The 23,018-nt window shown below is 71.6% G+C and carries 22 protein-coding genes; 9 read left to right on the top strand and 13 right to left on the bottom strand.

Features of this window, described 5'->3' with window-relative positions; genetic code table 11:
• Window positions 1–37 precede the first annotated feature (37 nt).
• The 8 genes from hisF to hisD are packed head-to-tail and all read right to left on the bottom strand — an operon-like array spanning window position 38 to window position 5,751.
• The gene (gene hisF / locus ABZ128_RS16250) at window positions 38–793 is read right to left on the bottom strand and encodes an imidazole glycerol phosphate synthase subunit HisF (protein ID WP_356848917.1); all 756 of its coding nucleotides are present in this window, start codon (window positions 791–793) and stop codon (window positions 38–40) included.
• The gene (locus ABZ128_RS16245) at window positions 790–1,185 is read right to left on the bottom strand and encodes a RidA family protein (protein ID WP_356848916.1); all 396 of its coding nucleotides are present in this window, start codon (window positions 1,183–1,185) and stop codon (window positions 790–792) included. Before ABZ128_RS16245 ends, hisF begins: the two co-directional genes overlap by 4 nt.
• Window positions 1,182–1,919 (bottom strand): bifunctional 1-(5-phosphoribosyl)-5-((5-phosphoribosylamino)methylideneamino)imidazole-4-carboxamide isomerase/phosphoribosylanthranilate isomerase PriA, encoded by a 738-nt coding sequence (priA, locus tag ABZ128_RS16240; RefSeq protein ID WP_356848915.1) that lies wholly within the window; start codon window positions 1,917–1,919, stop codon window positions 1,182–1,184. The genes ABZ128_RS16245 and priA overlap by 4 nt, the downstream gene beginning before the upstream one ends.
• Entirely contained in the window at window positions 1,919–2,569 is a 651-nt protein-coding gene (gene hisH, locus ABZ128_RS16235) for an imidazole glycerol phosphate synthase subunit HisH (protein WP_356848913.1), read from the bottom strand. The genes priA and hisH overlap by 1 nt, the downstream gene beginning before the upstream one ends.
• Complete coding sequence (locus ABZ128_RS16230; protein ID WP_356848912.1) at window positions 2,566–2,733, bottom strand: hypothetical protein; 168 nt, start codon at window positions 2,731–2,733, stop codon at window positions 2,566–2,568. Before ABZ128_RS16230 ends, hisH begins: the two co-directional genes overlap by 4 nt.
• 2 nt (window positions 2,734–2,735) lie before the next feature.
• Window positions 2,736–3,329 (bottom strand): imidazoleglycerol-phosphate dehydratase HisB, encoded by a 594-nt coding sequence (gene hisB / locus ABZ128_RS16225; RefSeq protein ID WP_356848911.1) that lies wholly within the window; start codon window positions 3,327–3,329, stop codon window positions 2,736–2,738.
• Window positions 3,326–4,432, bottom strand: coding sequence for a histidinol-phosphate transaminase (locus tag ABZ128_RS16220; RefSeq protein WP_356848910.1), 1,107 nt, complete (start codon window positions 4,430–4,432; stop codon window positions 3,326–3,328). The genes hisB and ABZ128_RS16220 overlap by 4 nt, the downstream gene beginning before the upstream one ends.
• Window positions 4,429–5,751, bottom strand: a complete 1,323-nt coding sequence (gene hisD / locus ABZ128_RS16215; protein WP_356848909.1) for a histidinol dehydrogenase — start codon at window positions 5,749–5,751, stop codon at window positions 4,429–4,431. The genes ABZ128_RS16220 and hisD overlap by 4 nt, the downstream gene beginning before the upstream one ends.
• A 125-nt stretch (window positions 5,752–5,876) precedes the next feature.
• Between hisD and ABZ128_RS16210 the strand changes: the two genes are divergently transcribed.
• From ABZ128_RS16210 to ybaK, 3 genes are read left to right on the top strand one after another with little or no spacing between them, the layout of a single operon-like run.
• A complete protein-coding gene (locus ABZ128_RS16210) occupies window positions 5,877–7,475 on the top strand; it encodes an oxidoreductase (RefSeq protein ID WP_356848908.1) in 1,599 nt (532 codons plus the stop codon).
• A 44-nt stretch (window positions 7,476–7,519) separates the two neighbouring features.
• Window positions 7,520–8,260, top strand: coding sequence for an LON peptidase substrate-binding domain-containing protein (locus ABZ128_RS16205; RefSeq protein WP_356848907.1), 741 nt, complete (start codon window positions 7,520–7,522; stop codon window positions 8,258–8,260).
• A 23-nt stretch (window positions 8,261–8,283) separates the two neighbouring features.
• Window positions 8,284–8,775, top strand: coding sequence for a Cys-tRNA(Pro) deacylase (gene ybaK / locus ABZ128_RS16200; protein WP_356848905.1), 492 nt, complete (start codon window positions 8,284–8,286; stop codon window positions 8,773–8,775).
• Between the two features lie 13 nt (window positions 8,776–8,788).
• On the opposite strand, the gene ABZ128_RS16195 is transcribed toward ybaK, so the two are convergent.
• The 4 genes from ABZ128_RS16195 to ABZ128_RS16180 form a co-directional block, all read right to left on the bottom strand.
• Complete coding sequence (locus ABZ128_RS16195; protein ID WP_356848904.1) at window positions 8,789–9,484, bottom strand: hypothetical protein; 696 nt, start codon at window positions 9,482–9,484, stop codon at window positions 8,789–8,791.
• Window positions 9,485–9,527: 43 nt separating this feature from the next.
• Window positions 9,528–10,301 (bottom strand): ABC transporter permease, encoded by a 774-nt coding sequence (locus ABZ128_RS16190; RefSeq protein WP_356848903.1) that lies wholly within the window; start codon window positions 10,299–10,301, stop codon window positions 9,528–9,530.
• Complete coding sequence (locus ABZ128_RS16185; protein ID WP_356849069.1) at window positions 10,298–11,275, bottom strand: ABC transporter ATP-binding protein; 978 nt, start codon at window positions 11,273–11,275, stop codon at window positions 10,298–10,300. Before ABZ128_RS16185 ends, ABZ128_RS16190 begins: the two co-directional genes overlap by 4 nt.
• Window positions 11,276–11,475: 200 nt before the next feature.
• Window positions 11,476–12,780: an NYN domain-containing protein gene (locus ABZ128_RS16180; RefSeq protein ID WP_356848902.1), complete on the bottom strand. Its 1,305-nt coding sequence runs from the start codon at window positions 12,778–12,780 to the stop codon at window positions 11,476–11,478.
• Between the two features lie 230 nt (window positions 12,781–13,010).
• Here ABZ128_RS16180 and ABZ128_RS16175 point away from each other — a divergent pair, with 230 nt between their 5' ends.
• The gene (locus ABZ128_RS16175; protein WP_356848900.1) at window positions 13,011–13,172 is read left to right on the top strand and encodes a hypothetical protein; all 162 of its coding nucleotides are present in this window, start codon (window positions 13,011–13,013) and stop codon (window positions 13,170–13,172) included.
• Between the two features lie 94 nt (window positions 13,173–13,266).
• On the opposite strand, the gene dnaE is transcribed toward ABZ128_RS16175, so the two are convergent.
• Window positions 13,267–16,809, bottom strand: a complete 3,543-nt coding sequence (gene dnaE, locus ABZ128_RS16170; protein ID WP_356848899.1) for a DNA polymerase III subunit alpha — start codon at window positions 16,807–16,809, stop codon at window positions 13,267–13,269.
• Window positions 16,810–16,979: 170 nt separating this feature from the next.
• On the opposite strand from dnaE, the gene ABZ128_RS16165 reads away from it, so the two are divergent.
• From ABZ128_RS16165 to ABZ128_RS16145, 5 genes are all read left to right on the top strand, one after another.
• Complete coding sequence (locus ABZ128_RS16165; RefSeq protein WP_356848898.1) at window positions 16,980–18,305, top strand: DUF2252 domain-containing protein; 1,326 nt, start codon at window positions 16,980–16,982, stop codon at window positions 18,303–18,305.
• 61 nt (window positions 18,306–18,366) lie between these two features.
• Complete coding sequence (locus ABZ128_RS16160) at window positions 18,367–19,056, top strand: hypothetical protein (protein WP_356848896.1); 690 nt, start codon at window positions 18,367–18,369, stop codon at window positions 19,054–19,056.
• A 51-nt stretch (window positions 19,057–19,107) separates the two neighbouring features.
• A complete protein-coding gene (locus tag ABZ128_RS16155) occupies window positions 19,108–19,905 on the top strand; it encodes a thioredoxin domain-containing protein (RefSeq protein ID WP_356848894.1) in 798 nt (265 codons plus the stop codon).
• A gap of 155 nt (window positions 19,906–20,060) precedes the next feature.
• Entirely contained in the window at window positions 20,061–21,725 is a 1,665-nt protein-coding gene (locus ABZ128_RS16150; RefSeq protein ID WP_356848893.1) for an alkaline phosphatase D family protein, read from the top strand.
• A 223-nt stretch (window positions 21,726–21,948) separates the two neighbouring features.
• Window positions 21,949–22,887, top strand: coding sequence for a zinc metalloprotease (locus ABZ128_RS16145; protein ID WP_356849067.1), 939 nt, complete (start codon window positions 21,949–21,951; stop codon window positions 22,885–22,887).
• The last annotated feature ends 131 nt before the right edge of the window (window positions 22,888–23,018 follow it).

The raw sequence follows: 23,018 nt of genomic DNA, 5'->3' as shown, positions 1-23,018 counted from the left end.
ACGCCCCGGGCACCGGCACCGCCGCCCGGCCGGGGCGTCAGCGGACCGGGTGGCCCGCCTCGCGGAGGGCCGACTTGACCTCCGAGATGCGCAGGTCGCCGAAGTGGAACACCGACGCCGCGAGGACGGCGTCGGCGCCGGCCTCGATCGCGGGCGGGAAGTGCTCCAGCCGGCCCGCGCCGCCCGAGGCGATCACCGGGACGGTGACGTACTTGCGGACCGCCGTGATCATCTCGGTGTCGTAGCCGTCCTTGGTGCCGTCGGCGTCCATCGAGTTCAGCAGGATCTCCCCGGCGCCCAGCTCGGCCGCCCGGTGCGCCCACTCGACGGCGTCCATGCCCGTGCCCCGGCGGCCGCCGTGCGTGGTGACCTCGAAGGAGCCGGACGCCGTGCGCCGGGCGTCGACCGACAGGACCAGGACCTGGCGCCCGAAGCGCTCCGCGATCTCCTGGATGAGCTCGGGCCGGGCGATGGCGGCGGTGTTCACGCCGACCTTGTCCGCACCCGCACGCAGCAGCCGGTCCACGTCGTCCGCGGTGCGGACGCCGCCGCCGACGGTGAGCGGGATGAAGACCTGCTCGGCAGTCCGGCGGACCACGTCGTACGTGGTCTCGCGGTTGCCGGACGACGCCGTGATGTCGAGGAAGGTCAGCTCGTCGGCGCCCTCGGCGTCGTACAGCTTGGCCATCTCCACCGGGTCGCCCGCATCGCGCAGGTTCTGGAAGTTGACGCCCTTGACGACGCGGCCGTTGTCCACGTCCAGGCAGGGGATCACCCGTACGGCGAGAGTCATGCGGCGGCTCCTGGGGGACCAAAGGCTTCGACCTCCACCTCGACGACCATGGCGGGGTCGACGAAACCGGAGACGATGATCATGGATGCGGCGGGGCGGACCTCGTCGAAGAGCTCCTTGTGGGCGCGGCCGACCTCGTCCACGTCGCGGGCGTGCGTGAGGTACATCCGGGTGCGGACCACGTGCTCGGGGCCGAGCCCGGCCTGCTCCAGCGCCTTGAAGGCGACGCCGAAGGCGGTGATCGCCTGCTCGTACGGCCCGCCGCCGTCGGCGGCGGTGCAGCCGGAGACCAGGACCAGCCCGTTGGGGAGCTGCACGGCCCGGGAGTAGCCGATGACGTCCTCGTAGGGGCCGCCCGAGGAGATCCGGCGGACCTCGTCGGAAGCGCTCATGCGGACACCACCCGTAGGGCCTCTTCGAGGGTGAAGGCCTTGGCGTACAGGGCCTTGCCCACGATCGCGCCCTCCACGCCCAGCGGCACCAGCTCCGACAGCGCCCGCAGGTCGTCGAGGGAGGAGATGCCGCCGGAGGCCACGACGGGCCGGTCGGTGGCGGCGCAGACGTTCCGCAGCAGCTCCAGGTTGGGGCCGGTCAGCGTGCCGTCCTTGCCGATGTCGGTGACGACGTAGCGGGCGCAGCCCTCGGAGTCCAGGCGGGCGAGCGTCTCGTACAGGTCGCCGCCCTCGCTGGTCCAGCCGCGGCCCTTGAGGGTCGTACCGCGTACGTCGAGCCCGACCGCGATCTTGTCGCCGTGCTCGGCGATGGCCTTCGCGGCCCACTCGGGGGTCTCCAGGGCGGCGGTGCCGAGGTTGACGCGGGTGCAGCCGGTGGCGAGGGCCGCGGCGAGCGTGGCGTCGTCGCGGATGCCGCCGGACAGCTCGACCTTGATGTCCATGGCGCCGGTGATCTCGGCCACGAGGGCCCGGTTGTCACCGGTGCCGAAGGCGGCGTCGAGGTCGACCAGGTGCAACCATTCGGCGCCGGCGCGCTGCCAGGCGAGGGCCGCCTCCAGCGGGGAGCCGTAGGAGGTCTCGCTGCCGGACACCCCGTGCACGAGGCGTACGGCCTGGCCGTCGCGGACGTCGACGGCGGGCAGCAGCTCCAGCGTGGCGGAGGGCTGGGTCATCACAGGGTCTCGATCCAGTTGGTGAGGAGCTGGGCTCCGGCGTCGCCGGACTTCTCGGGGTGGAACTGGGTGGCCCACAGGGCACCGTTCTCCACCGCCGCGACGAAGCGTTCGCCGTGGGTGGCCCAGGTGACCTTGGGGCCCTTGATCCTGGGGTTGGTGACCTCCAGGCTCCAGTCCTTCGCCGCGTACGAGTGCACGAAGTAGAACCGGGCATCGGCGTCCAGGCCCTTGAAGGCCTGGCTGTCGGCCGGCGCCTCGACGGTGTTCCAGCCCATGTGGGGGACGACCGGGGCCTTCAGCGGGCCGACGGTGCCGGGCCACTCGTCGAGCCCCTCGGTCTCCACGCCGTGCTCGATGCCGCGCTCGAAGAGGATCTGCATGCCGACGCAGATCCCCATGACCGGGCGTCCGCCGGACAGCCGGCGGCCGATGATCCAGTCACCGCGGACGTCCTTGAGGCCCTGCATGCAGGCGGAGAAGGCACCGACACCGGGGACCAGCAGTCCGTCGGCGTCCATGGCCTTGTCGTAGTCGCGGGTGATCTCGACGTCCGCGCCGACCCGCGCGAGGGCGCGCTCGGCGGAACGGACGTTGCCGAAGCCGTAGTCGAAGACCACGACCGTTTTGGTGGGGCGTGCTGCGCTCATTCCCAAATCCCCTGGATCCGCAGGACTCCGGCGGCGAGGCACATCGCGGAGCCGATGGCGAGCAGGATGACGACCGACTTGGGCATCTCCTGCTTCTGGAAGGAGTAGACGCCCCCGGCCAGGAACAGGCCGAGGACGATCAGGATGGTGTTGAGGCCGTTCACGGCTAGAGGGCGCCCTTCGTGGAGGGCAGGATGCCGGCCGCGCGGGGGTCGAACTCGGCGGCGTAGCGCAGCGCCCGGGCCAGGGCCTTGAACTGGCACTCCACGATGTGGTGGGCGTTGCGGCCGTAGGGGACGTGCACGTGCAGGGCGATCTGGGCCTGCGCGACGAAGGACTCCAGGATGTGCCGGGTCATCGTGGTGTCGTACGAGCCGATCATCGGCGCCATGTTCTCGGGCTCGGTGTGCACGAGGTAGGGGCGGCCGGACAGGTCGACGGTCACCTGGGCGAGGGACTCGTCCAGCGGCACGGTGCAGTTGCCGAAGCGGTAGATGCCGACCTTGTCGCCGAGGGCCTGCTTGAAGGCGGCGCCGAGCGCGAGGGCGGTGTCCTCGATGGTGTGGTGGCTGTCGATGTGCAGGTCGCCGTCCGTCTTGACGGTGAGGTCGAAGAGGCCGTGGCGGCCGAGCTGGTCGAGCATGTGGTCGTAGAAGCCCACGCCCGTCGAGACGTCGACCTTGCCGGTGCCGTCAAGGTTTATCTCGACGAGGACCGAGGTCTCCTTGGTGGTCCGTTCGACCCGTCCGATGCGGCTCATGCGTGCTGCTCCTTCTTCAGTGCGCGAACCGCTTCCAGGAACGCGTCGTTCTCGGCGGGGGTGCCCGCGGTGACCCGCAGCCAGCCCGGTACGCCGTTGTCACGGACCAGGACTCCCTGGTCGAGGATCTTCTGCCATGCGGTGTGCGAATCCGCGAACCTGCCGAACTGGATGAAGTTCGCGTCGGACTCGGTGACGTCGTAGCCGATGGCCCGCAGCTCGTCGACGAGGCGGTCCCGCTCGGCCTTGAGCTGTTCGACGTAGCCGAGCAGGGTGTCGGTGTGCTCCAGGGCGGCCAGCGCGGTCGCCTGGGTGACGGCCGACAGGTGGTACGGCAGGCGTACGAGCTGCACGGCGTCGACCACGGCCGGGTGCGCGGCCAGGTAGCCCAGGCGCAGCCCGGCCGCGCCGAAGGCCTTGGACATGGTCCGGGAGATCACCATGTTCGGCCGGCCCTCGATGAGCGGGAGGAGGGAGGGCCGGTGGCTGAACTCGACGTACGCCTCGTCCACGACCACCAGGGACGGTTTGGCGGCCTGGGCGGCCTCGTACAGCGCGAGGACGGTCTCCGCCTCGACCGCGGTCCCGGTGGGGTTGTTCGGCGAGGTGATGAAGACGACGTCGGGGGCGTTCTCGGCGATGGCCTGCCCGGCCGCCTCCACGTCGATGGTGAAGTCCTCGTTGCGCGGGCCGGAGATCCAGCCCGTGCCGGTGCCGCGGGCGATCAGCGCGTGCATGGAGTAGGAGGGCTCGAAGCCGATCGCGGTGCGGCCGGGCCCGCCGAAGGTCTGCAACAGCTGCTGGATGACCTCGTTGGAGCCGTTGGCGGCCCAGACGTTCTCCCGTGCGACCGGGTGCCCGCCGGTACGGGTGAGGTAGGCGGCCAGCCCGGTCCGCAGCTCGACCGCGTCCCGGTCGGGGTAGCGGTTGAGGGTGCGGGCGGCCTCGGCGACGCGCTCGGCGATCCGCCGCACCAGCGGTTCGGGCAGCTGGTAGGGGTTCTCGTTGGTGTTGAGCTGGACGGGCACGTCGAGCTGCGGGGCGCCGTACGGGCTCTTGCCGCGCAGTTCGTCCCGGATGGGCAGGTCGTCGATGCCGGTCATGCCTGCGGCACCTTCCACCCGAAGCGTGCCTTCAGGGCGGCGCCGTGTGCGGGCAGGTCCTCGGCCTCGGCCAGGGTGACCACGTGGTGGGTGACCTCGGCGAGGGCGTCGCGCGTGTAGTCGACGATGTGGATGCCGCGCAGGAAGGACTGCACGGACAGGCCGGAGGAGTGGCAGGCGCAGCCGCCGGTGGGCAGCACGTGGTTCGACCCGGCGCAGTAGTCGCCGAGCGAGACCGGGGCCCACGGGCCGACGAAGATCGCGCCGGCGTTGCGGACGCGGGCGGCCCAGGCCGCGGCGTCGGCGGTCTGGATCTCCAGGTGTTCGGCGCCGTACGCGTCGACGACCTTGAGGCCGTCCTCCAGGCTGTCGACCAGCACGATGGCGGACTGCTTGCCGGCGAGGGCCGGCTTGATCCGGTCCTCGACGTGCTTGGTGGCCGCGACCTGCGGCTCCAGCTCCTGCTCGACGGCGGCGGCCAGCTCCTCGGAGTCGGTGACCAGGACGGCGGCGGCGAGCGGGTCGTGCTCGGCCTGGCTGATCAGGTCGGCGGCGACGTGCACCGGGTCGGCCGTGGAGTCCGCGAGCACCGCGATCTCGGTGGGGCCGGCCTCGGTGTCGATGCCGATCTTCCCGGTGAAGTAGCGCTTGGCGGCGGCGACCCAGATGTTGCCGGGGCCGGTGACCATGTTCACGGGCAGGCAGTCCTCCGTGCCGTACGCGAACATCGCGACGGCGACGGCGCCGCCGGCCGCGTACACCTCGTCGACGCCGAGCAGCGCGCAGGCCGCGAGGATCGTCGGGTGCGGCAGGCCGCCGAACTCCTTCTGCGGCGGGGACGCCAGCGCGATCGACTCGACGCCCGCCTCCTGCGCCGGTACGACGTTCATGACGACGGACGACGGGTACACCGAGCGGCCGCCCGGGGCGTACAGCCCCACGCGCTCGACCGGAACCCACTTCTCGGTCACGGTTCCGCCGGGGACCACCTGGGTGGTGTGCTCGCTGCGGCGCTGGCTGCGGTGCACGGTCCGGGCGCGCCGGATGGACTCCTCCAGGGCGGCGCGGACGGCCGGGTCGAGGGCGTCGAGGGCGGCCTTGAGCGCCTCGGCGGGCACCCTGACCTGCTCCAGCTTCACCCCGTCGAACTTCTCCGCGTACTCGATCAGCGCCGCCGTGCCACGATGATGGACGTCCTCGCAGATGGGCCGCACCTTCTCCAGGGCGGCTTCCACGTCGAACTCGGCACGGGGCAGCAGATCGCGCAGGGCGCCGCCCTCGGGGAGGGCGTCACCGCGCAGGTCGATACGAGAGATCACCTCACAATTCTCTCAGACCGCCTCCCGCCACCGTCCGCCCGTATCACTGGCTGATACACGCCCCGGCTGTCAGCGCCCCCCGTTAGCGTTCCCCTACACGTATGTGACCGCGGAGGGGGGCCGCCATGACCGAGATGCACGCGGACGGGGAGCCGGCCGACCTCACCGGTCCCGAGCAGCGCATGTGGCAGGCGTACCGCACGGGCAGCGTCTGCGACCTCAGTGCGCGGGCGGCCGACCACGACGACCCGCACAACGAGGAGGTCTGGGGCCCGCAGCGCAGCGTCCGCGCCGCGGTGGTGGCGCTGCTGCTGCTCCACGGGCCGCCGCCGGAGCCGGGCCGGGTGGCCTCGCTGAAGCTGCGCGGCGTGCGGATCACGGGCCGCCTCGACCTGTCGGGCGGCATCGTGCAGCCGTACGTGGAGCTCCAGTCCTGCCGCTTCGACAGCGAGATCCAGCTGTCCGAGACCCGCTTCGGCACCTTGCGCATGATCAACTGCGCGATCCCCCGGCTGGACGCGTCCCGCCTGCACACCGAGGGCGACCTGCACCTGCCGCGCTGCCGGGTGGCCCGGGGGATCCGGCTCACCGACGCGCAGATCGGCACCGACCTCCTCATCAGCCAGGCCGTGGTGCAGCGCGACAACAAGGGCCGGGCGTTCGCCGCGGACGGCATGTCGGTCGCGCAGGACTTCCAGGGGGAGCTGCTGGAGACGTACGGGGAGGTCAGCCTGCGCGGCGCGAAGATCGGCGTGTCGATGAACCTGCGCGGCGCCCGGCTGCGCAACCCATACGGGCGGCGCGCCCTGAACGCCCCGCAGCTCACCGTCGAGCGAACCTTGTACCTGACCTCGATCGCGCTGGACTACGTCCTCGGCGACTCGGGGTCCTCCACTCCCCCGTACGGACTCGGCCAGACCCCCACCCGCGGGCAGCGGGCCCGGCGCTTCGAGTGCCAGGGCGGCCTGCGGCTGGACGACGGCCGCTTCGGCGACGCGGTCGACTTCTACGGCGCCCGGTTCACCCTGACCGACGAGCAGGAGGTCTCGCTGCGCCGCATCCAGACCCCGGAGCTGCGGTTCGTGGGCGAGCGGCCCGAGCAGGGGCGGGTGGTGCTGTCCGGTGCCAAGGTGGTCAAGCTGGTCGACACCTCCACCAGCTGGCCGGGCCAGGGCGGGGTGGCGATCGAGGGCTTCGTCTACGAGAACCTCGCGCCCCGCGGCCATTTCCCGCTGGCGCGGCGGCTGGCCTGGGTGGCGGCGGCCACCCCGGAGTACTCGCCGGAGCCGTACGAGCGGCTGGCCGCCGTGCTGCGCGCCAGCGGCGAGGACGCGGACGCCCGCGAGGTGCTGCTGGCCAAGCAGCGCCGCCGCAGGGCCACCCTGCCGCCGGCGGTGAAGGCGTGGGGCTACCTCCAGGACTGGACGGTGGTGTACGGGTACCGGCCCGGGCGGGCCGCGCTGTGGATGGCGGTGCTGTGGGCGGCGGGGGCGCTGCTGTTCTCCCGGCACGAGCCGCCGCCGATCAAGGAGGACGAGCACCCCACGTGGAACGCGGCGCTCTACGCCCTGGACCTCCTGCTGCCGGTCATCGATCTCGGCCAGGACGGCCAGTGGAAGGTGGAGGGCTACTGGCAGTGGGGTTCGGCGACCCTGGTGCTGCTCGGATGGATCCTGGCGACGACGGTGGCGGCGGGCGCCTCGCGGCTGCTGAGACGGGGCTGATACGCGTTATGGGGCCTGGCCTGCGGCCACTACCCTGGTCCCTCGTGACGACCGTTCGCCTTCCCCTCTTCCCGCTCAACTCGGTGCTGTTCCCGGGACTGGTCCTCCCGTTGAACGTCTTCGAGGAGCGTTATCGCGCCATGATGCGGGAGCTGTTGAAGGCGGCCGACGACGCCCCGCGCCGCTTCGCGGTCGTCGCGATCCGCGACGGCCGGGAGGTCGCCCCGACCGCGCCCGGTCTGCCGGACCAGACGGCCCTGCCGGAGCGCGGCCCGGCCGCGGGCTTCGGCCCGGACCCGATCCAGGCCTTCCACCGGGTGGGCTGCGTCGCGGACGCGGCGACGATCCGGGAGCGGGAGGACGGCAGCTTCGAGGTCCTCGCCACCGGCACCACCCGCGTCCGGCTGCTCTCCGTGGACGCCTCCGGGCCTTACCTCGTCGCCGAACTGGAGGAGCTGCCGGAGGACGCGGGCGAGGGCGCGGGCGCGCTGGCCGAGGGCGTGCTGCGGGCCTTCCGGAACTACCAGAAGCGGCTGGCGGGGGCCCGGGAGCGGTCGCTGAGCACCGGCGCGGACCTGCCGGACGAGCCGTCGGTGGTCTCGTACCTGGTGGCGGCGGCGGCCGTACTGGACATCCCGGCGAAACAGCGGCTGCTCCAGGCACCGGACACGGCGACGCGCCTCGCGGAGGAGCTGGGGCTGCTGCGTACCGAGACCGCGGTGATCCGGCACCTGCCGTCGCTCCCGGCGGTGGACCTGACCCGCGCTCCGACGAGCCCGAACTAGAACGCACGGGGGATCCGAATCCGATGGCGAAGAAGAAGCCCGCGGCCGGCACTCCCGCGATCGCGGCCCTCACGGCGGCGAACGCGGCCTTCACGACGCACGCGTACGACCACGACCCGGCGCACCCCTCGTACGGTCAGGAGGCGGCGGAGGCGATGGGGGTCAGTCCCGACCAGGTCTTCAAGACCCTGGTCACGGACGTCGACGGTGCGCTGACGGTGGCGGTGGTGCCGGTGTCCGGGAGCCTGGACCTGAAGGCGCTGGCGGCCGCGGTGGGCGGGAAGCGGGCGGCGATGGCGGATCCGGCGGTGGCGGAGCGCACCACGGGCTACGTGCTGGGCGGGATCTCCCCGCTGGGTCAGCGCAAGCGGCTGCGGACCGTGGTGGACGCTTCGGCGTCGGAGCACCCCACCATCTGCGTCTCGGCGGGCCGCCGGGGGCTGGAGATCGAACTGCCCCCGGCCACGCTGACCGCCCTGACGGGCGCCGTCCTGGCCCCCATCGCCCGCCGGTAATCCTGGCCCCCGGTCAGGGGCGCGGGGGGTCCTGGGCCGCGGAGTCCGCCGAAGAGTCCGCCGAAGAGTCCGTCGCCGGGGACGAGGGGGAGGACGGGGCCGGCCGGTCCGCGTGGACGTGGGCCGGCGGGTAGGCGCCCGACCACGGGGCGGCCGGCTCCGGGTCGTAGGGGGCCCACAGCGCCGTCAGGACCAGGTGCACGGCGGCCGCCGCCATCGGCCACACCAGCAGCACCCCGTACGCGCGCAGCTGCAGCGGCGCGTCGAACGGCACGCCCTTGCCCGCCGCCCGTGCCGCGGCCACCACGTCCGTGGACGGCCCGAGCCACACGCCCAGCCGCCACGCGACCAGCGCGCCGAAGACCGATCCGGCGACCAGTCCCACCACCAGGGGGACGCTCCCGCGCCGGCGCCACAGGAAGACGAGCACGGCGCACAGCACGCCCATGGCCACGGACAGCAGGAAGAACGTCGCGTCGGCGCCGATCTGCGCCTCGCTCTCGGTGCTCCGCAGGAAGACGGCCTCGCCGTTCGACACGTACTGCGCCCGCGGCGCCAGCCACAGCCACAGCAGTCCGAGGAGCACGCCGGACACCCCGGTCACCAGGGCGACGGCAGCGCCGTCACGGATGTCCCCGAGGGTGATGCCCCCGGCGGGCGACGGCGGTTCGGGCAGGGGGGAGGGTGGTGTGGTCACGGCTTCGGTCACCCCCACATCGTGCCAGGTGTGCCCGCCGCGGACCGCACCGGCGTCAGCGGACCGCCGCCCGGCGGTAGGCCCACGTGGCCACGGCCAGCGAGAGCACGCCCACCGCACCGCACACGCCGAGGTCGGCGGCGACCTTCGCCCAGTCCGGATGCGGGGCGAAGGTCCGTGCGAAGGCCTCCACCCCGTACGTGGACGGCAGCAGGTCCCGTGCCCACACGACCGCCTCCGGCATCCGCTCCGCCGGCAGCACGCCCAGCAGCAGGGCCGCCGACATGCCCAGCTGTCCGGCCAGCGTGGCGAGCTCCTGCCGTGGCGCGAGCAGCCCCAGCGCCGCGCCCAGCCCGGCCAGCGCGGCCCCCGCCAGGGGGACCACCGCGGCCAGGATCCACAGCCCGCCCATGGGCAGCCCGAACAGCACGCACCCGAACACGGCCGTCACCAGCGTGCCCGGCAGGGTGAAGGAGGCGTACGCGGCGGCCGCGCCCAGCACCACCGACGCGGGCGGCACGGGCAGGGTGGCGTAGTGGTCCAGACCGCCCCCGGCCCGCAGCTGTCCGAAGTACTGGGCGAGCAGGTTCAGTGCGACGAAGGCGACGACGAGCACGGAGGAGCCGGCCACCACGGCCCGCGCCTCCGAACCGCCGTCGACCACGCCCCGCATCAGGATCATGATCCCGACGGACTGGAAGGTGGCCACGAACAGCAGGGGGATACGGGCGACCCGCGCCCGGGACAGCTGCGCCCGGTACACGGCGGCCAGCGCCGGGAAGAGACGGGCCCGCGGGGCGAGGACGGCCGGGGCCTGGGCGGCGCTCATGCCTTCACCAGGCCCTTCGCGGTGCGTCCGCCGAGCGCGAGGTACACGTCCTCCAGGCTCGGGGTGGCCAGGGTGAAGTCGTCGAGGGCGGCGAACGCCGGCCCGCCGGTCAGCGCGGCCACCGCGGCCCGCGCCTCGTCCGGGGCCAGGCGCAGCACCCAGCGGCGGCCGGCCTCGGCGGCGGCCGGGGCGAGCGAGGCGACCTCCGGCACGTCCATCGGGGGTGCGGTGCGCCACACCAGCTCCAGCCGGACCTCGCCGGAGACCCTGGCCTTCAGCCCGCCGGGGGTGTCGCAGGCGATGACCCGGCCCTGGTCGATGACGGCGACCCGGTCCAGGACGGTCTCGGCCTCGATGACGTTGTGGGTGACCAGCAGCACCGTGGCGCCGTGCTGCGCGCGCCGCCGGTCCACGGCCGTCCACACGGCCCGCCGGGCGACGGGGTCCATGCCGGTGGTGGGCTCGTCGAGGACCAGCACCGGCCGCTCGCCGACCAGGGCGGTGGCGAAGCAGGCCAGCCGGCGCTGTCCGCCGGAGAGCTTCTTCAGGGGCCGCCCGGCGATGCCGGTCAGGCCGAGTTCCTCCAGTACGGCGTCCCGCGCGGTCCGCGCCGCCCGGGCGTCGAGCCCGCGCAGCCGCCCGGTGGTCTCGGCGGCCAGGGCCACCGTCAGCTCGTCCAGTGCGGTGGACTCCTGCCCGAGGTAGGCGAGGAGCCGGGCCGCCCGCTCCGGGTGGCGTACGAGGTCGTGGCCGAGCAGGGTCACGGCGCCGGAGTCGGGCCGCAGCAGCCCGGTGAGCTGCCGGACCAGCGTCGACTTGCCGGCGCCGTTGGGGCCGAGCAGGCCGAAGATCTCCCCGCGGCGGACGTCGAGGCAGATCCCGTCGGTGGCCCGGGTCTCGGGCAGCGCGGGAGCCCCGCGCCGGCCCCGTACCGCGGGGTACGTCTTGACCAGGTCACGCACCGCGCAGACCACGTCGGCCGCCGTCTCCGCGGCGACCGCCGTGCTCGGTGTTGCTTGTGCTGTGCCCGTACTCACGAGGGAGCAGCCTACGCGCTTTCCCCCGGGCCACCGCTGCGAGGTACCCCCACCTCCACCGGGTCTCCGGCGCGTGTCGTGCGGGTCTCGTCCCGGGTGTCCCCGTCAGTGTCCGCGTCGGTGTCCGCGTCGGTGTCCTAGTCGGCCGCGGGGCTCGTCGGCGCCTGGGCCGCCGGGGAGGGGGGCCCGGCCACGTGCTCGGCGGCGGCCCGGACGTCGATCTCCCGCCAGAACCCGGCCCGGATGGCGTACCGGTCGTGCTCGTCGATCTGGTCGTCCTTGTGGGCGAGGAGCCCGAAGCGGGCGGCGTAGCGCAGCAGTTCGCCGTCGATGCGGTGCGGGATCCGCGGGTACATGGTGGCCAGCTTCTGCAGGTGGACGCTGTCGGGGAGGCGTTCCATCCAGCGGCGCGCGAAGACCTGGCCGACCTCGAAGGGGTCGCCCCCGACGGTGGTGATGTCCTCCTCGCGGTCGGCCCAGCGCTGTTCGGCGGAGGTGAGCTGGGCGAGGGTGGGCAGGGAGGCGGTCTCGGCGGGCTCCCCCAGCGGACCGGCCCGGTCGATCCACCCCTTGTCGGAGGACCAGCGCAGGGCGCTGCTGCCCGCCGGGTGCGGTGTCCCGCCCTGGCCGCCGGCGGGGCCGGCCTGTTGGCCGGGGGCGCGCAGGGCGCCGGCGAGGTCCTTGGGGGTGGGGACGGTCTTGCCGCCGGTGGCGGGTGCGGGGACGGGGGCGCAGCTCTGCTCGGAGGGGACGGGCTCGGTCTCGCCGGTGCTGTCCGCGGCGCTGCGGGCGGCCTCGGCGAGGGCCGCCTCGGGCAGGGGGGCGGAGAGGATGGCGGCGATCTCGGGACGGGGGGCGGGCGGCGGGGCGCACAGCCCGGCGAGGTCCCTGGCGCGGACGGCCCGGGTGATCCAGGCGCGGTCGAGGACGCGGCGTTCGTCGGCCTCGGCGACGAGGTCCTCGGACTGGTTGTAGTCGCCGTCGGCGGCTTGGACGGCCCACAGGTGGACGGCGACGCCGTGTTCCTTGGCGGACATCAGGCCGGGCAGCAGGTCTCCGTCGCCGGTGACGAGCACGACGTCCGAGCAGGCGCGGTTGCGGGCCAGTTCGGTCAGCTCGGCGTGCATGGCGGCGTCCACGCCCTTCTGCGCCCAGCGGCCGTCGCTGCGGGTCAGGGCGCCCAGGCGGACGGTGACCCGGGGCATGACGCGCAGTCGGCGGTGCTCGGGCTGCGGTACCCGGTCGGGTGCGCCGTCGAACCAGTAGATCCGCAGCAGGGGCTGCTCGGTGTCGGCCTCGGCCCGCTCGCGCAGGCCCTGGATGAGGGCGGCGTGGTCGACGGTGATGCGGGAGCGGGAGGGCTCCCCCGCGAGGAGGCTTGCGGCGGCGCCCAGCAGGTAGCCGGCATCCACCAGGACGACGCAGCGGTCCACGCTTTCCACCCTCTTCCCCGGGGATCCTCTGTGTTTTCTGCGGGTCCCCCGAGTCTGCCCGACCGCAAGGGCGTTGACGGCCGGAACTCGATCATCGGCGTGGCGGATGTTCCGGGAGCGGGGACGGATCCGGGCCCGGCGCGGTTCCTCCGGACGGCAATGATCCAAAATGCGGGGTTTCTGGTGCTGTGTGAGGGTGAAGGCGGTCCTGGCCCCTAGACCCTCACGGAGGCTCCACCATGGCCAAGAACAAGAACCAGAAGCAGCCCGCCAAGCAGTCCCGCTCCGCGGGCGACGTCGCGAAGGGCTCGGCGGAAGCGGTGTCCGAGCACGCGTCGTCGGCCCCCAGTCCGATGGACATGGCCCGCAAGGGCAGGCAGAAGAAGTTCGGCCACAACTGACCGCCTCCGCGAGCGGTGTGCGAAGGGGCGCGCCCGGTCCTCCGGGCGCGCCCCTCGTCGCGTGCTGCGGCCCGGGCCGCGCGGGTCGCGGGCGCTATCCGGCGAGGCAGGAGGGCCCGAGGAGCACCTTGAGGTCCCCGAAGAGGGCCGGGTCGGGCTGTACGCGGTGCTTGTCGAGGCGGAGCACGGTGGTGGTGCGCGGCCCCTGGAGCTTGATGCGGACCTCGGTGTTGCCCTTGTGGTGGCGGAGGATCTCGCCCAGGCGGGTGACCATCGGAGGGGTGACCTTGACCGTCGGGATGGTGAGGACGACGGGGGCGTTCGTCCCGGCCGAGGAGAGGTCGGGGACCATCATCTCCATGGCGACCAGCCGGGGGACGTCCTCGCGCTTGTCGAGGCGTCCCTTGACGAAGACGACGGTGTCCTCGACCAGCTGGGTCGAGACCAGCTGGTAGGTCGCCGGGAAGAACATGCACTCGATGGACCCGGCGAGGTCCTCGACGGTGGCGATGGCCCAGGCGTTGCCCTGCTTGGTCATCTTGCGCTGGAGGCCCGAGATGATGCCGCCGATGGTGACGACGGCGCCGTCGGAGTGCTCGCCGCCGGTCAGCTGGGAGATGCCGGCGTCGGTCTTGTCCGACAGGACGTGCTCCAGGCCGAACAGCGGGTGGTCGGAGACGTAGAGGCCGAGCATCTCGCGCTCCTGGGCGAGCAGGTAGGACTTCTCCCATTCGACGTCGGAGAACTCCACGTCGAGGCCGAAGCCGGGCTCGTCGCTCCCGCCCTCGTCGCCCATGCCGCCGAAGAGGTCGAACTGGCCCTCGGCCTCCTTGCGCTTGACCGCGACCACGTTGTCGATCATCGACTCGTGGTGGGCGACCAGGCCCTTGCGGGTGTGGCCCATCTCGTCGAAGGCGCCGGCCTTGATCAGCGACTCGATGGTGCGCTTGTTGCAGACGACGGCTTCGACCTTGTCCAGGAAGTCGGGGAAGGAGGAGTACTTCCCCTTGGCCTTCCTCGTCTTGATGATCGAGTCGACGACGTTCTGGCCGACGTTGCGCACGGCGGTGAGGCCGAAGAGGATCACGTCGTCGCCCTGGGCGGCGAAGTTCGACTCCGACTCGTTCACATTGGGCGGGAGCACCTTGATGCCCATGCGCCGGCACTCGTTCAGGTAGATCGCGGACTTGTCCTTGTCGTCCTTGACCGAGGTGAGCAGGCCGGCCATGTACTCGGCCGGGTGGTTGGCCTTGAGGTAGGCGGTCCAGTAGGAGACCAGGCCGTACGCGGCCGAGTGGGCCTTGTTGAAGGCGTAGCCGGCGAAGGGGACCAGGACGTCCCACAGCGCCTGGATCGCCTGGTCGCTGTAGCCGTTCTTGCGGGCGCCTTCCTGGAAGATGGTGAAGTTCTTCGCCAGTTCCTCGGGCTTCTTCTTGCCCATGACGCGGCGCAGGATGTCGGCCTCGCCGAGCGAGTACCCGGCGATGATCTGGGCGGCCTTCTGGACCTGCTCCTGGTAGACGATCAGGCCGTAGGTGACCGCGAGCACCTCTTCGAGCGGCTTCTCCAGCTCGGGGTGGATCGGGGTGATCTCCTGCTGCTTGTTCTTGCGCAGCGCGTAGTTCGTGTGCGAGTTCATGCCCATCGGGCCCGGCCGGTACAGGGCCGAGACGGCGGAGATGTCCTCGAAGTTGTCGGGCTTCATCAGGCGCAGCAGGGAGCGCATGGGTCCGCCGTCGAACTGGAAGACGCCGAGGGTGTCGCCGCGCTGGAGCAGTTCGAAGGTCTTGGGGTCGTCGAGCGGGAGGGCCAGGAGGTCGATGTCGATCCCCTTGTTGGCCTTCACCATCTTGACGGCGTCGTCCATGATCGTGAGGTTGCGCAGGCCCAGGAAGTCCATCTTCAGCAGGCCGAGCGACTCGCAGCTCGGGTAGTCCCACTGGGTGATGGTGACGCCGTCGGTGTGCCGCACCCAGACGGGCACGTGGTCGGTGATCGTCTCGCTGGACATGATCACGCCGGCGGCGTGCACGCCCATCTGGCGGACCAGGCCCTCGACGCCCATGGCGGTGTCGATGACCTTCTTCACGTCCGGCTCGTTCTCGTACATCGAGCGGATCTCGCCCGCCTCGCCGTAGCGGGGGTGGTTCGGGTCGAGGATGCCGGAGAGCGGGATGCCCTTGCCGAGGACGTCGGCGGGCATGGCCTTGGTGAGCCGGTCGCCCATGGCGTACGGGTAGCCCAGGACCCGGGCGGAGTCCTTGATGGCGTTCTTGGCCTTGATCGTGCCGTACGTGCCGATCATGGCGACCTTGTCCTGGCCGTACTTCTCGGTCACGTACCGGATCACCTCGACGCGCCTGCGCTCGTCGAAGTCGATGTCGACATCGGGCATGGAGATGCGCTCGGGGTTCAGGAAGCGCTCGAAGATCAGGCCGTGCGGGATGGGGTCGAGGTCGGTGATGCCGAGGGCGTACGCCACGATCGAGCCGGCCGCGGAGCCTCGGCCGGGGCCGACGGCGATGCCCTGCTTCTTGGCCCACATGATGAAGTCGGCGACCACGAGGAAGTAGCCGGGGAAGCCCATCGAGATGATGGTGTCCATCTCGTACTCGACCTGCTTGAGGCGGTCCTCGGGGATGCCGCCCGGGAAGCGGCGGTGCATGCCCCGCATGGTCTCCTCGCGGAACCAGGTGACCTCGGTGTAGCCCTCCGGGATGTCGAACTTCGGCATCAGGTTCCGGAACGTGAACATGCCCTCGGTGTCGATCTGGTCCGCGACCAGCTTCGTGTTGGCGCAGCCCTCCTGCCAGGCGTCCGAGGAGTCGATGGCGTACATCTCGTCCGTGGACTTCAGGTAGTACCCGGAGCCGTCGAACCGGAAGCGGTCCGGGTCGGAGAGGTTCTTGCCCGTCTGGATGCAGAGCAGGGCGTCGTGGGCGGCCGCCTCGCTCGCGTAGGTGTAGTGCGAGTCGTTGGTCACCAGCGGCGGGATGCCGAGCTTCTTGCCGATCTCCAGCAGGCCGTCGCGGACCCGGCGCTCGATCTCGATGCCGTGGTCCATCAGCTCCAGGAAGTAGCGGTCCTTGCCGAAGATGTCCTGGTACTCGGACGCCGACTTCAGGGCCTCGTCGAACTGGCCGAGGCGCAGCCGGGTCTGGAGCTCGCCGGAGGGGCAGCCGGTGGAGGCGATCAGGCCCTCCGACCACTGGCTGATGGTCTCCTTGTCCATGCGCGGCCACTTCGTGAGCCAGCCCTCGGCGTAGGCGTCGGAGGACAGCCGGAAGAGGTTGTGCAGGCCGGTGGCGTTCGCCGCCCAGATCGTCTTGTGGGTGTAGCCGCCGGAACCGGAGACGTCGTCGCGCTTCTGGTGCGGCTGGCCCCACTGGATGCGCCGCTTGTTGCGCCGGGACTCGGGGGCGACGTAGGCCTCGATGCCGATGATCGGGGTGATCCCGGCCTTCTGGGCGGAGTGGAAGAAGTCGTACGCCCCGTGCAGGTTGCCGTGGTCGGACATGGCGATGTGCGTCATGCCCATCTCATTGCACGCCTTGAACATGTCCTTGAGCCGCGCGGCACCGTCCAGCAGCGAGTACTGGGTGTGGACGTGCAGGTGCGTGAACGGCGGCTTGGTCACGGTTGCAGACCTCCGGAGGCTGTGAGGGGGGCAGCCTCGAAGTCTACGTCGGCCGACTGACAGATCCGGGGCACCGACCGGTACGGTCATCCGTTGCAAGGCCAGGACACCTGTCCGAGCCCTCACGATCAAAAACGTGAACCATCCCGCGCCACCAGGAGGCACCCGCCATGGCGGTCCCCGAGACGACGAACGAACAGCGCGCCGAGCAGATACTCGACGTCTTCGACACCGCGTTCGGTGAGCTGCTCGCCGCCGACCCCGCCGCCTTCCAGGTCAAGTTCCGCAAGATGGCGGCCTCCGCCTTCGCCTTCTACCGGGGCACGGCCTGCCTCTTCTACGCCGACCTGGAGCACGACCGCCACGGCGGCCCCTACCTGGACGAGCGGACCGGCCGGGTGTGGATCCACGGCGATCTGCACGCCGAGAACTTCGGCACCTACATGGACGCCAACGGCCGCCTGATCTTCAACGTCAACGACTTCGACGAGGCCTACGTCGGCCCCTTCACCTGGGACCTGAAGCGGTTCGCCGCCTCCGTCGCCCTGATCGGCTACACCAAGGCCTTCAGCGACGAGCAGATCAGCGAGCTCGTACGGATCTACGCGGGCGCCTACCGGGAGCGGATCCACCACCTCGCGACGGGCGGCAGGCACGAGGAGGCGCCCTCCTTCACCCTGGACACCGCCGAGGGTCCGCTGCTGGCGGCCCTGCGCGCGGCCCGCTCCCGCACCCGGTTCTCGCTGCTGGACTCGATGACCGAGATCCGGGACTACGAGCGGCGCTTCACGGCCGGCGGGGGCTCCATCGAGCTGGACGCCGCCACCCGCTACAAGGTGCTGGCCGCCTTCGACGGGTACCTGGAGACCCTGCCCGACGAGTCGCTGGTGCGGCCGGACTCCTACCGGGTCAAGGACGTGGTGGGCCGCCGGGGCGTCGGGATCGGCTCCGCCGGCCTGCCCTCGTACAACATCCTGCTGGAGGGGCACAGCGACGCCCTGGAGAACGACGTCGTGATCTACCTCAAGCAGGCGCAGACCCCGGCCGTCTCCCGGCACATCACCGACCGGGCGGTGCGGGACTACTTCGCGCACGAGGGCCACCGCACGGTGATCTCCCAGCGGGCCCTGCAGGCGCACGCCGACCCGTGGCTGGGCTGGACGGAGCTGGACGGGTCGGGGCAGCTGGTGGCCGAGGTCTCCCCGTACGCGGTGGACCTGGACTGGGGCGACCTCGACGACCCGGAGGAGATCGCGGCCGTGGTCGCGGACCTGGGGCGGGCCACGGCGACCATGCACGCGGCGGCCGACGAGGCCGGGAGCGGCCACTCGCTGGTCCCGTTCTCCACCGAGCGGGCCATCGACGCAGCCATCGCGGCCGACGAGAAGGGCTTCGCGGAGCTGCTGGTCGACTTCGCGCACGCCTACGGGGCCCGGGCCCGCGCCGACCACCAGATCTTCGTCGACCTCTTCCGCAACGGCAGGATCCGGCCGTAAGGTCCCGGCGGTCCGGGGCCCAGGCCTTGGATTCACAGGGAGGCATGGCACACTCGCGGCGATGGGCATATCAGGGGCAGGACTCAGGGGGCTGCGGGCGGCGCTGTTCAGCGCACTCGTCGTGCTGCTCTCCGCCGGCTCGCACGTCCTGTTGTCGCGGGCGCCGCTGCCTCCCGCGACGGTGGCCGGCGCCTTCGCCGCCGTCTTCGTGATCGCGTACGCGCTGGCGGGCCGCGAGCGGGGCTTCGGCCCCATCGCCGCCCTGCTCGTACCGCTGGAACTGGCCGCCGACACGGTCTTCACCACCGGGCAGCACGTCTGCTACGGCCCGGCGGGCGGCCCCGTCTCGGGGCCGCTGCGGGCCATCGGGCTGGACGGCCTGTGCGGCGGGGCTCCGGTGGGCGGGCCGCTGGCCGGGGTGCCCGCGCCCGGCCGCGATCCGGCCGCGCTGCTCGCCTCGCCCGGCCCGTGGACGCCCTGGCTTCTGCTCGGGGGCCACGTCTGCGTCGGGCTGCTGGCCGCGGCCTGGCTGCGGTACGGGGAGCGCTCGCTGGGCCGGCTGGTGCGGGCGGTGGCCGCCTTCGCGTTCCGGCCGCTGCTGCTGGTGGCCGCCTCGGCCGCGGTGACCGCCCGCCCGGCGCGGCGGACGCCCCGGCCGGCGCTTGCGGGCGCGGCGGCACGTACGCGCTTTCCCGTCCACTCCGTGGGACGTCGGGGACCTCCCGTACGCGCGGCGCTCCTGAGCGCCTGAGACGCGTACGGCAGTTCCTTCCACCCCTTTTGTCACACCACGGAGATCCACATGAGTTCACGCAACAGCCAGGCGAACAAGGCGGCGGCCCGCGAGCGGCTGCGCGCCGAGCGCGAGAAGCAGGCGAAGAAGGCGAAGGCGCGCCGCCAGGTGATCGTCGCGCTCGGCGTGGTCGGCGTCCTCGCCGTGGCCGGCGTCATCGGCTACGCAGTCGTCCAGGCCAACAAGCCCGGCGAATGGGAGAAGGCCGCGGACGCGCAGCTGGTCGCGCCGAAGAACACCACGGGCGACAACGGCACGACCGTCGTCCTGGGCAAGGCCGACGCCAAGAAGACGCTGGAGCTCTACGAGGACGCGCGCTGCCCGGTCTGCTCGCAGTTCGAGCAGAACGTCGGACCGCAGATCAAGAAGGACCTCGACGCAGGCAAGTACAAGATCCAGTACGTCGGCGCCACCTTCCTCGACAAGGCCTTCGGGGGCAGCGGCTCCAAGAACGCCCTGAGCGCGCTGGGCGCGGCCCTGAACGTCAGCCCCGAGGCGTTCCTGGAGTACAAGTCGGCCCTCTACTCCAAGGAGAACCACCCGGAGGAGAAGGACGACAAGTTCGGCAAGGACGACTACCTGCTCCAGGTCGCCGACCAGGTGCCGGCGCTCAAGGGGAACGCCGAGTTCAAGAAGGCCGTCGAGGACGGTACGTACAACCGCTGGGCGGTGGAGATGTCGAAGGTCTTCGACAAGAGCGGCGTCACGGGCACCCCGTCGCTGAAGATGGACGGCAAGAAGATCGAGATCCAGAAGATGACGCCGGAGGACTTCACGGCCTCCGTCGACAAGGCTCTCGCGGGCTGACCGGAGGCCGCGGGCCGAAGGCCCACGGCAGACGGGCTGACGGCAGACGGCCGACCGGCCGGTCCGTCAACGGGCGGGCGTACTCCCAGAGTTCGCCCGCCCGTTGCCGCACAAGGGTGTACCGGGGGTTATACCCGTCAGTAATATGATCGTCCGTGACCAGTCAACTCCCCCCTTCCTCTGCGGCTTCGCCGCGCCGCCGTTCGGTCGTCAAGGCCGCGGCGGCCACCGCGGCCCTCGTCCCCTTCGCGACGGCGGCCCTGGGAGCCCCCTCCGCGTCGGCGGCCGACACCGCGCCCGCCTTCCTGCACGGCGTCGCCTCCGGCGACCCGCTGCCCGACGGGATCCTGCTGTGGACCCGCGTCACCCCGGTCCCCGAGGCCGTACCCGGCTCCGGCGTCGGCCCGGCCACCCCCGTGACCTGGGAGGTGGCCGAGGACAAGGCCTTCTCCCGGATCGTGGCGAGCGGCTCCGTCACCGCGAGCGCCGTCTCCGACCACACGGTCAAGGCGGACGTCCGCGGACTGCGGCCGCAGACCGCGTACTTCTACCGGTTCACCGCCGGTTCCGCCGTCTCCCCGGTCGGCCGGACCCTGACCGCCCCCGGCCACGACACCACGACGCCCGGGGTCCGCTTCGGCGTGGTCTCCTGCGCCAACTGGGAATCCGGCTACTTCTCGGCCTACCGCCACCTGGCCGCCCGCTCTGACCTGCACGCGGTCCTGCACCTGGGCGACTACATCTACGAGTACCAGACCGGGGGCTACCCCGAGGCCAAGTACGTCGTACGCCGGCACGAGCCCCAGCACGAGATCCTCAGCCTCGCCGACTACCGCACCCGGCACGGCACGTACAAGACCGACCCCGACCTCCAGGCCCTGCACGCCGCGCACGCGATCGTCGCGATCTGGGACGACCACGAGTTCGCCAACGACGCCTGGTCGGGCGGCGCGGAGAACCACACCCCGGGGGCCGAGGGCGACTGGGCGGCCCGGGCGGCCGCCGCCAAGCAGGCGTACTTCGAGTGGATGCCCGTACGCACCTCCACCGCCGGCACCGTCTACCGGCGGCTGCGTTTCGGCACCCTCGCCGACCTGCACCTGCTGGACCTGCGCTCCTTCCGCTCCGAGCAGGTCAAGGTCGGCAGCGGCGCCGTGGACGACCCGGAGCGCACCATCACCGGGCGCGCCCAGCTGGACTGGCTCAAGTCCGGCCTGGCGAGCTCGAACGCCTCCTGGAAGCTGGTCGGCACGTCGGTGATGATCTCGCCGGTGGCCTTCGGCTCCCTGCCCGCGCACCTGCTGGGGCCGCTCACCAAGCTGCTCGGCCTGCCCGAGGGCGGTCTCGCCATCAACGTGGACCAGTGGGACGGGTACACGGACGACCGCAAGGAGCTGCTCGCCCACCTCAGGGACCGGAACATCAGGAACACGGTGTTCCTGACCGGTGACATCCACATGGCGTGGGCGAACGAGGTTCCGGTGAACATGGCGACGTACCCGGGTTCGGGGACGGCCGCGACCGAGTTCGTGGTGACGTCGGTGACCTCCGACAACATCGACGACATGCTGCACGTGCCGGCGGACACCGCCTCGCTGGTGGCCGAGTCCGCCATCAGGGCCGCCAACTGGCACGTGAAGTGGCTGGACATGGACGCCCACGGATACGGGGTGCTGGACGTGACGGCCGAGCGCTCACAGATGGACTACTACGTCATATCCGACAAGCGGCGGCAGGACGCCACTTCCGCATGGACCCGCTCGTTCCGGACACTGAACGGCACGCAGAAGGTGGAACGGGTCTACCAGCCGGTCCGCTGACGATCCGTCAAATCTCTCGTTTGAAGGGGCCTCTGGTGCAGACCAGGGGCCCCTTCGGACGCAGAAGCAACAAATCTTTTACTTACAGGTCTTGCTCTATGCATGACATGGACACATAAGCTTCGCGCCAGCGTGAGGAAATCCCTCACCCCCCACCACGCTTCGCGAGGAGTCGCACGTGCGCGCTGCTGCCCGCATATCCCCCAAGCTCCGCCGCCGCCTCATGGGTACGGCCGTCCTGGCCGGAACCCTGGCGTTCGCCCCCCTGACCGCCCCCACCACCTTCGCCGCCGCCAAGTCCGGCTCCGAGGCCTGCGCCGGTACGGACGCCTCCGCCAACGCACGCATCGCCCGCCCGAAGGACAAGAAGGCGGCCGAGCCGAACGAGGTGACGGACGCCCAGGTCAAGGCCATGGACGCCGACCTCGGCAAGAAGCTCGCCGAGCAGGGCCCGCAGCGGCTCATGAGAGCCGCCGAGGCGACCACCGCGACCACCATCCCGGTGTACGTCCACGTCATCACCTCCGGCACCGCCGGCAAGCTGACCGCCACGGACATCAGCAACCAGATCGCGGTCCTCAACGCCGCCTACAGCGGCCAGGGCACCGGCAACGTCGACTCCGGCTTCCAGTTCTCGCTGGCCGGCACCGACTACACCGACAACGCCTCCTGGTACAACGTGTCCGACGGCACCCAGGCCGAGAAGGACATGAAGACGGCCCTGCGCAAGGGCGGCAAGAACGCGCTCAACATCTACACCGCCAACCTCGGCGGCGGCCTGCTCGGCTGGGCGACCTTCCCGAGCTCCTACGCCTCCCAGCCGAACATGGACGGCGTGGTCCTCCTCAACACCTCGCTCCCGGGCGGCTCCGCCGCCAACTACAACGAGGGCGACACCGCCACCCACGAGGTCGGCCACTGGATGGGCCTCTACCACACCTTCCAGGGCGGCTGCTCGGGCAGCGGCGACTCCGTCTCCGACACCCCGGCCGAGAAGAGCGCGGCGTTCGAGTGCCCGACCGGCCGCGACAGCTGCACCAACAAGGCGGGCGTCGACCCGATCCACAACTTCATGGACTACACGTACGACTCCTGCATGTACCAGTTCACCGCGGGCCAGGTGTCCCGCATGAAGAGCATGTGGACCGCGTACCGCGCCTGATCCTGAAACGGGAGGAGGGGCAGGACACCGGCGGTGTCCTGCCCCACCGGTCTTGTTTTGAGGGGGGGGGGGTTAAGGCGGGGGGTGTAGGCGGGCGCCCGCGTGCAAGCCTGCGCCGCGGCCGGCGCGGG

Origin of the sequence: Streptomyces sp. NPDC006326, from assembly GCF_040612915.1 — a bacterium.
In the GTDB taxonomy this organism is placed as follows: Bacteria; Actinomycetota; Actinomycetes; order Streptomycetales; family Streptomycetaceae; genus Streptomyces.
Note: the sequence above shows the minus strand (reverse complement) of the source record. Positions and strands in the feature narration are given on the sequence as shown.

Coding starts and splice junctions, on each gene's coding strand:
- hisF (WP_356848917.1), bottom strand. CDS start 793: ATGACTCTCGCCGTACGGGTGATCCCCTGCCTGGACGTGGACAACGGC.
- ABZ128_RS16245 (WP_356848916.1), bottom strand. CDS start 1,185: ATGAGCGCTTCCGACGAGGTCCGCCGGATCTCCTCGGGCGGCCCCTAC.
- priA (WP_356848915.1), bottom strand. CDS start 1,919: ATGACCCAGCCCTCCGCCACGCTGGAGCTGCTGCCCGCCGTCGACGTC.
- hisH (WP_356848913.1), bottom strand. CDS start 2,569: ATGAGCGCAGCACGCCCCACCAAAACGGTCGTGGTCTTCGACTACGGC.
- hisB (WP_356848911.1), bottom strand. CDS start 3,329: ATGAGCCGCATCGGACGGGTCGAACGGACCACCAAGGAGACCTCGGTC.
- ABZ128_RS16220 (WP_356848910.1), bottom strand. CDS start 4,432: ATGACCGGCATCGACGACCTGCCCATCCGGGACGAACTGCGCGGCAAG.
- ABZ128_RS16210 (WP_356848908.1), top strand. CDS start 5,877: ATGACCGAGATGCACGCGGACGGGGAGCCGGCCGACCTCACCGGTCCC.
- ybaK (WP_356848905.1), top strand. CDS start 8,284: ATGGCGAAGAAGAAGCCCGCGGCCGGCACTCCCGCGATCGCGGCCCTC.
- ABZ128_RS16190 (WP_356848903.1), bottom strand. CDS start 10,301: ATGAGCGCCGCCCAGGCCCCGGCCGTCCTCGCCCCGCGGGCCCGTCTC.
- ABZ128_RS16175 (WP_356848900.1), top strand. CDS start 13,011: ATGGCCAAGAACAAGAACCAGAAGCAGCCCGCCAAGCAGTCCCGCTCC.
- ABZ128_RS16165 (WP_356848898.1), top strand. CDS start 16,980: ATGGCGGTCCCCGAGACGACGAACGAACAGCGCGCCGAGCAGATACTC.
- ABZ128_RS16160 (WP_356848896.1), top strand. CDS start 18,367: ATGGGCATATCAGGGGCAGGACTCAGGGGGCTGCGGGCGGCGCTGTTC.
- ABZ128_RS16155 (WP_356848894.1), top strand. CDS start 19,108: ATGAGTTCACGCAACAGCCAGGCGAACAAGGCGGCGGCCCGCGAGCGG.
- ABZ128_RS16145 (WP_356849067.1), top strand. CDS start 21,949: ATGGGTACGGCCGTCCTGGCCGGAACCCTGGCGTTCGCCCCCCTGACC.